The organism is Fictibacillus phosphorivorans, from assembly GCF_023715845.1.
Classification (GTDB): domain Bacteria; phylum Bacillota; class Bacilli; order Bacillales; family Fictibacillaceae; genus Fictibacillus; species Fictibacillus phosphorivorans_D.
Map to the genome: position 1 here is coordinate 1 of NZ_JAMBOR010000072.1, position 407 is coordinate 407.

General features: G+C 60.7%; 1 protein-coding gene. It reads right to left on the minus strand.

Annotated features, from left to right (window positions below; all coding sequences use genetic code 11):
* Positions 1-407 (minus strand): murein biosynthesis integral membrane protein MurJ (gene murJ / locus M3206_RS18845; protein WP_285877031.1); only part of this gene is annotated, 407 nt, incomplete at both ends.

Genomic DNA, 407 nt, shown 5'->3' on the forward strand with positions numbered 1-407 from the left:
TCCCCAGCGCCACCGCGCTCGGCAGCGCCAGCAGAAAACAGAGACGCAGTCCCCAGTCCATCAGCCGGCAATACTCGTCATGGTTACCGCTGGCGAAGCTTTTTGACAGCGATGGCAGCAGGATAGTGCCAAGCGCCACGCCCAGCACGCCGGAGGGAAACTCCATCAGGCGGTCGGCATAATACATCCACGACACCGAGCCCGACACGAGGAATGAGGCGAAAATGGTATTGATGATAAGGGAGATCTGGCTTACCGACACGCCAAGGATCGCCGGCCCCATCTGCTTCACCACCCGCATCGCGCCGGCATCTTTCAGATTAATTCGCGGCAGGACCAGCATGCCAATCTTCTTCAGATGCGGCAGCTGGTAAGCCAGCTGCAGCACGCCGCCGACCGTCACCGCC